The following is a 6,801-nucleotide window of genomic DNA, read 5'->3' as shown; positions in this document are numbered from 1 at the left end:
ACCCTCAATGCTCCCCAGGGGCATCTACCAGTCAGCTATGTCGGATTCTTTTCCGGTTGGGCATACTTTGCCTTTTTTATGGGTGGCGTATCTCTCTTCTCTCGCCTTGAGATATGTAGTATTTAGCAGTTTTTATAGCGGTTTTTAATTCGGTGAGGTACTTTCGTTCTGGATTTTAGGGAACAGGGAGTAGGGAGTAGGGAGTAGGGAGTAGGGAGTAGGGAGTAGGGAGTAGGGAACAGCGGATCTGGGAATAGGGAACAGAGAACAGGGAAAAAATACTGTGTACCTCATTAGACTAAAAACCGCTATATAACCGCTATATAGAGCAGTTATAAACCAATTTATAGCTGCTCTATATAACTATTAGATTTATTTTACCTAAAAAAACACATAAAAATTAATTATTATTACTGCTGAATTAGGCTCGAATTTGGCAGCATGTAAGTTTTGTTAATCTCTGATTAATATCCCCATAAATCACCCTTAATAAGGGGTACTTTTTAATCTAATTACCCCCTTTTTTTGACTACTCCCTACTCCCTACTCCCTATTCCCTATTCCCTATTCCCTACTCCCTACTCCCTACTCCCTACTCCCTATTCCCTACTTCCTAAAACTCAAGACAAAAATCCCTGAAGTTATTGTATGATATCAATACAGTAAAAAGCATCAGCCATAATGACTATCGGGATTTGGGTACTAGGGGATCAACTTTGGAATGAACAATCAGCCCTAAACAGTTGTCAAAAAAACCATCAAAATACGCCAGTAATTCTGATTGAATCCCTAAGCTACGTCCAACAAAGACGTTACCACCGCCAAAAACTGGTATTCATTTGGTCAGCCATGCGGCACTTTGCTGAGGAATTACGCACCCAAGATTGGCCAGTCAGCTATAAAACAGCAGACGACTTTGAAACGCCTCTCCAAGCCTGGGTCACAAAAAATACGATTACCGAACTACGGGTAATGACGCCCAATGACCGACCCTTTGCAGAAATCTGAGGGGGTGACAACAAGGCATTAAACTAGACAGGGTGTGGGGTGTGGGGTGTGGGGTGTGGGGAAAATAGAAGGGAATTTGGAGTGAGCCCAGGGATTTTCTTGGGTCCGAAACCTGATTAAACCGTCCCGTCGCAACGTAACCAGCTCCTGATATTCCCCGTTCGCCCTCACCCTACACCCCACACCCAGTAAGGCTTTTAAGCCTGTTTGTCACTCCTTCAGGCCGAAATAATTGGCAACCTAAAACTAACTTGCCAAATTACCTTTATCTAAAAGAGCAAGAAGACTCACGTTATACCCGTAGGGTTAGCGGGAGACGGGGCGTATAAAGTGCGGACGCAGGTTCCGCACACAGCCCCTCATGAATTGCGTCCACTTGACATCTTACATATAAGAGTTTAAAATGTAAGTGTACTTCAAGGAGTAAATATGGTCGAAAAAGCTTACCGTTACCGTTTTTACCCAACCCCTGAACAGGAAACTCTGTTGAGGAGAACTCTAGGCTGTGTAAGACTTGTTTACAATAAAGCTTTAGATGCTAGGACAAAAGGTTGGTATGAACGCTCCCGACGTGTAAGCTACAAGGAAACTTCTTTGATGTTGACAGGATGGAAAAAACAAGATGACTTGTTTTTTTTGGGCGATGTCAGTTCTGTGCCCCTTCAACAAGGGTTAAGACACCTCCAAACTGCTTTCACTAATTTCTTTGCAGGTCGTGCTAAGTATCCTAACTTCAAGAAAAAGCGTAATGGTGGTAGTGCAGAGTTCACTAAGTCAGCTTTCAAATGGAAAGATGGTAAAATCTATCTTGCCAAATGTAAAGAACCTTTACCTATTCGTTGGAGTCGTCAATTACCTGAAAACTGCAACCCAAGTACTGTTACGGTTACTTTGGATCCATCTGGCCGTTGGCATATCTCTATAAGGTTTAATGACTACAGAGATTTGAGTCTACCACCAACGGATAAACAAGTTGGCTTTGACCTAGGAATTTCTAGTTTAATTACAACTAGTGACGGAGACAAAATCGCTAATCCCAAACACTTTAAGAAACTTAGGAAAAGATTAGCTAAGTACCAAAAAGCTTTGTCGCGAAAACAAAAAGGATCTAACAATCGTTACAAGGCAAAGTTAAAAGTTGCCAGGATACACGCAAAAATTAAGAATACTAGAAAAGATTTTACTCACAAGCTAACTACTCAACTAGTCCGAGAAAACCAATTGATTGTGTTTGAGGATTTAGCTGTGAAAAACATGGTTAAGAATCACAAATTATCTCAAGTTATCAATGATGCCAATTGGGCGGAAATAATTCGTCAGATTAAATACAAATCAGACTGGTATAATCGTGAAGCTATTTCCATTGACAGATGGTTCCCTAGTAGCAAGCTGTGTTCTGTATGTCTAAATCGTGTTGATTCTTTGCCTTTAAATATTCGGGAATGGGATTGCCCATTCTGTAACGCTCATCACGATCGTGATATTAACGCATCAACTAATATTTTGGCGGCAGGGCTTGCCGTTTCAGTCTGCGGAGCGACCGTAAGACCCGAAGAGAGTAAATCTCGAAAGGCTGGTGCGAAAAACTCCCCAAAGGGGAGAAGGAAACAGAAACCTAAGTCGTGAGTCTTAGGAATCCCCCGCTATAATCTATGATTTAGCGGCGGGAGGATGTCAATCCCAACAATCATTTTCTGTGGAGCGAGTCTGATTTTCAAACCTGGGCGAAATCTCAAAAACGTCTGATTATGGAAAACTTCTATCGGGTCGGGCGCAAGCGATTTAATAGTTTGATGGCAGGAAATAAGCCAATTGGTGGGAAATGGAATTTCGATAAACAAAATCGTAAACCCCCAAAACGTAATCTAAATCCACCAGACGCCCTTTGGTTTGAACCCGACCCAATCACCCAAGAGGTGATCAACTCCGTTAATGCTCAAAACTTTCCCAGCTACGGAAAAACAGAACCATTCCGTTGGGCGGTCAATCGCCATCAAGCTCTTCAAGTATTAGACTTTTTCATTCACCATCGCCTACCCAATTTTGGTCCCTATCAAGATGCCATGGTCACCAACGAAGATACCATGTGGCACTCCCTAATTTCCCCTTACCTCAATATCGGCTTACTCCAACCTGAGGAAGTAATTAAAGCAGTCGAGAATGCTTATCACCAAAACCAACTCGACTTAAGCAGCACAGAAGGATTTATTCGTCAAGTCCTGGGTTGGCGGGAATATATGCACGGTATTTATATCTATATGAACCCTGACTACTCCCAAAGCAATTGGTTCAACCACACCCAGCCCCTACCTGACTTTTACTGGCATGCTGAGAAAACAGACATGAACTGTTTACGCCAAATTTTGAGTCAGGTTGAACGCACCGGTTACGCCCATCACATTCAGCGACTGATGGTGTTGAGCAATTTTGCTCTAATTGTTGGAGTTTCGCCTCAATCTATAGAAGAATGGTTTCATGGAGCCTTTATCGATGCCCATGATTGGGTGATGCAAACCAATGTGATTGGCATGGGTCAGTTTGCCGATGGCGGCATCCTAGCATCCAAACCTTACGCTGCATCAGCTAATTACATCAATAAAATGAGCGACTACTGCAGCAGTTGTGGTTACAATCCTCGGAAGCGCACTGGCCAGGGAGCCTGTCCCTTTAATTTCTTATACTGGGATTTTCTTTGCCGCCACCGTGACCAACTCAAGGCTCAAGGCCGCATGAGTTTAGTCTTGTCTCACATCGACAGAATCTCTGATCAAGACATACAACAAATTCGTGAAGAGGCTCTAAGGTGGCGTAGCGACAATATACCCGAACATACCACATAATTATGTTATAAGCAATTAGTCAGTGGTTATATTTTTTTTCATTGCTCTTTCTTCCTTAAGGAGTCAATTAAATAGTTAGCTAAATTTAGTTAACTAGTTTTAGTTAACTAATATATCAGGGGTCACAATCCACAGTTGCCCCATCTGTTGTCACCAGTTTTCCACCGAAGCGCGAAACTGTAAGAATTCTTATCGTTTGTCCCAACTTTCCCCCACAGATTCCCCACTGTTTCCACACAGAGCTTCAACCTTTTCCACAGTTTTCCCATAGTTTTCCACAAGCCTCAACGGTGGCATTAGGTATTCCAGTTTTACTGGGGATTTTCCCGACTTAGTATTCCGCAGCAGTTAAGACCGCAGTTTATGTAAAGTTATGTAACCAAAAAGCGCCTCAAACCCTGATTAGTTCGTATACCTTTCGGAATTTAAACAAGAGTTGTAATATTTCGCAGCATTGACAAACCCACCCCATTTCAGATGAAAATGGTGCGACCAACCTATAAAAAAATTTGCTCTAAGCTAACCTACGCCCACTAGCAGGGGTTAGCACGGACTACCCTACCCTATTTGGGGATAGTTCTGAACTAAAGCAAGGGTGGCATCAAAATTCAGTGCTTCGGTGCTAGCTTGTCTTGGCTTTCTTTTGGCCAAGGCAGTTATCTGAAGTTCTTGAAATCAGGTGGCTTTTTCCAAAAATACCTTTATATGAAGAGGTGAATATGAACGCAACTGTAAGTATCCTGGCAGAAATCCCCGAAGACCTGCACGAGTCTCTCAAGCGCTACCTAGAAACCCATCCTAGCTGGGACCAAGACCGGGTCTTCGCAGCAGCACTTTCTCTGTTTTTGCTCCAAAATGGTATTGGTAAGACTCCAGAAACGTCCCAGAGTTATCGCGCTTGTGCTCGTGTCTATCTGGAATCGTTATTTCAATATCCTGCGTAGTTAATCCGGGATGGGGAAAAGTATAACGTGTTAAATATAACGTGTGACATATAACATGTAAAGTATGACGTGTCAAGTTCCGCACCCATGCCTGCACAGCTTCCCCCTATTCCCCACTCCCTTGTTATGATGTCCGGAAACATCTAGATCATAAACCGTAGGTAATGGGTTACCCATTACCCATTACCCATGACCAAAACGATTTTTGAGTATGAGCACTATCGAAACAACCGGACAGAGTATAATTCCTAAACTGATTGTGGGTTTAGGTAATCCCGAACCCAAGTACGATAACACCCGGCACAATATCGGTTTTGAAGTGGTCGATGCGATCGCACGTCGATTACAGATTGTAGGAAACGAACATCGCCGCTTTCAGGGATGGTTTGGTCAAGGAATTGGACTAAAAGGAAATAAGCTCAGCTTGCTTAAGCCTCTTACATACATGAATCGCTCTGGACAAGCAATTCGGGCGGTGACTGATTGGTACAAGCTAAAACCTGAGTCAGTCCTGATCATTTATGATGATATGGACTTACCAGTAGGGCGTTTGCGTCTACGCCTTTCCGGTTCAGCGGGAGGACACAATGGCATGAAATCCGCAATTGCCCATCTCGGTACGCAAAACTTCCCTCGCCTGCGGATTGGCATCGGCAAATCCAGTCAGAAGCCAGACACGATCTCCCACGTCCTAGGAAAATTTTCACCCCAGGAAGCCCAGTTAATGTCTGAGGTAGTCCAACTAGCAGTTGAGGCGGTTGAACTGTCTCTTAAGCAAGGTGTGGAAAAAGCAATGAGTCTCTACAATAATCGGAATCTAGCAACTATAGCAAAGGGAACAGGGAGTAGGGAGTAGGGAGTAGGGAGTAGGGAGTAGGGAAGTCGGAAGTGGAAAAAAATCCTGTGTACCTCATAGGTATGATAAACGCTATAGTTACAAGCTCTAGTTATAGCGCTACGCAATAACTCACATAATCTGATTAAGGCAGGAGATATCAGCTGAGCCAAAGTGTACACTCAAGGCAATATTCAAGTTTTCCAGAGACGGGACTAACCAGGGTACGCTGTTTCTGGTTTCGGACTCGTAGTGGTTAAACAAAATCGAAAATCGCTTTTCTAAATAGGGCTTGACTTTACGGCAGATCAATACTATCTTGATCAATAGTCCAGTGGTAATGGTGGTTCCTAGATTGGTAATCAAATCAACAAATGTATAGTGATTGGGGCGTTTAGGGCTTTCCACCACCAAAAAGTTTAACAATTGAGTACAGGTGCGCACCACCATAAATTCATTGGGCGTTTGGTAATCCCATTCAGGCAAGGTGTTTTGCAAATGAGTATACAATCGCTTGTTAAACTGTTGCTTCCCATAGGCTGGGTCAATCGAGGCAATCAAATATTCATATAAATCTTCCTTGAAGTCTTTGAAACAGGCTGTGTGCTGACTGTGGGTATGGAAGCTACGAGCAACATCTTGGTAAGTGTAAGACCCTTGCACTTTGCCAAAAAACTGCTTGAGAGCACTCGCCAACTCTCGTTCGGTCAGCAATGTGGGATTTGACACTGGTTGAATAATTCGTCTTGGACTCGTGATAGCCCGATTTCGCCTGAGATTGGCGCATCGCACCTGATAGGTTACGTACTTAGATAAATCACAATCAAAGCGCCGTTGAACCATAGCTTGAACTTGCCGGACAGTTTGCTGATATTCCTGAGAGCTGTCTTCACTGAGTAAGCAATGTTCATATAAGTAGGGGTACCGCTGAATCAAGTTTGCCACTGGCTTAGAACCATTAGAGTATTGAGGTGTATCATTCATTACTATAGACAGACGTTGCAAGGTTAGATATTGCTCTGTTCTTTTGAACATCTGCATTAGTTGCCGCAGGCGTCTAGGAGCCCGAGAGTGAACCCTCAAAGGAGACGGCACATGATCAAACAGAGCTACCAATTCTTGGACTGCTCTTCTGGTGTTTGGTTTCAGATGCCAGTGATTGATCAGAATATGG

The 6,801-nt window shown here is 43.3% G+C and carries 6 protein-coding genes and 1 pseudogene; 5 read left to right on the top strand and 2 right to left on the bottom strand.

The genetic code is table 11. From position 1 onward, the window contains the following. Positions 1-144 precede the first annotated feature (144 nt). On the bottom strand, positions 145-294 hold the full coding sequence (locus F6K57_RS34115; RefSeq protein ID WP_293072356.1) for a hypothetical protein: 150 nt from the start codon (positions 292-294) through the stop codon (positions 145-147). Between the two features lie 387 nt (positions 295-681). On the opposite strand from F6K57_RS34115, the gene F6K57_RS34110 reads away from it, so the two are divergent. The 5 genes and pseudogenes from F6K57_RS34110 (at position 682) to pth (ending at position 5,648) form a co-directional block, all read left to right on the top strand. Next, positions 682-1,008, top strand: coding sequence for a cryptochrome/photolyase family protein (locus F6K57_RS34110; RefSeq protein WP_293072355.1), 327 nt, complete (start codon positions 682-684; stop codon positions 1,006-1,008). A 429-nt stretch (positions 1,009-1,437) separates the two neighbouring features. Next, positions 1,438-2,634 (top strand): RNA-guided endonuclease TnpB family protein, encoded by a 1,197-nt coding sequence (locus tag F6K57_RS34105; protein ID WP_293072354.1) that lies wholly within the window; start codon positions 1,438-1,440, stop codon positions 2,632-2,634. A 62-nt stretch (positions 2,635-2,696) separates the two neighbouring features. Continuing rightward, positions 2,697-3,848: pseudogene (locus F6K57_RS34100) on the top strand (cryptochrome/photolyase family protein); the annotation flags it as partial. A 719-nt stretch (positions 3,849-4,567) separates the two neighbouring features. Further along, on the top strand, positions 4,568-4,792 hold the full coding sequence (locus F6K57_RS34095) for a DUF2811 domain-containing protein (RefSeq protein WP_070391159.1): 225 nt from the start codon (positions 4,568-4,570) through the stop codon (positions 4,790-4,792). A 211-nt stretch (positions 4,793-5,003) separates the two neighbouring features. Then, positions 5,004-5,648: an aminoacyl-tRNA hydrolase gene (gene pth / locus F6K57_RS34090; RefSeq protein ID WP_293019618.1), complete on the top strand. Its 645-nt coding sequence runs from the start codon at positions 5,004-5,006 to the stop codon at positions 5,646-5,648. 111 nt (positions 5,649-5,759) lie between these two features. Here pth and F6K57_RS34085 read toward each other — a convergent pair. After that, on the bottom strand, positions 5,760-6,801 hold a 1,042-nt coding region (locus tag F6K57_RS34085; RefSeq protein ID WP_293072353.1), incomplete at its 5' end, for a hypothetical protein.

The sequence above is a fragment of the Moorena sp. SIO4A5 genome, from assembly GCF_010672005.1.
Classification (GTDB): Bacteria; Cyanobacteriota; Cyanobacteriia; order Cyanobacteriales; family Coleofasciculaceae; genus Moorena.
Note: the sequence above shows the minus strand (reverse complement) of the source record. Positions and strands in the feature narration are given on the sequence as shown.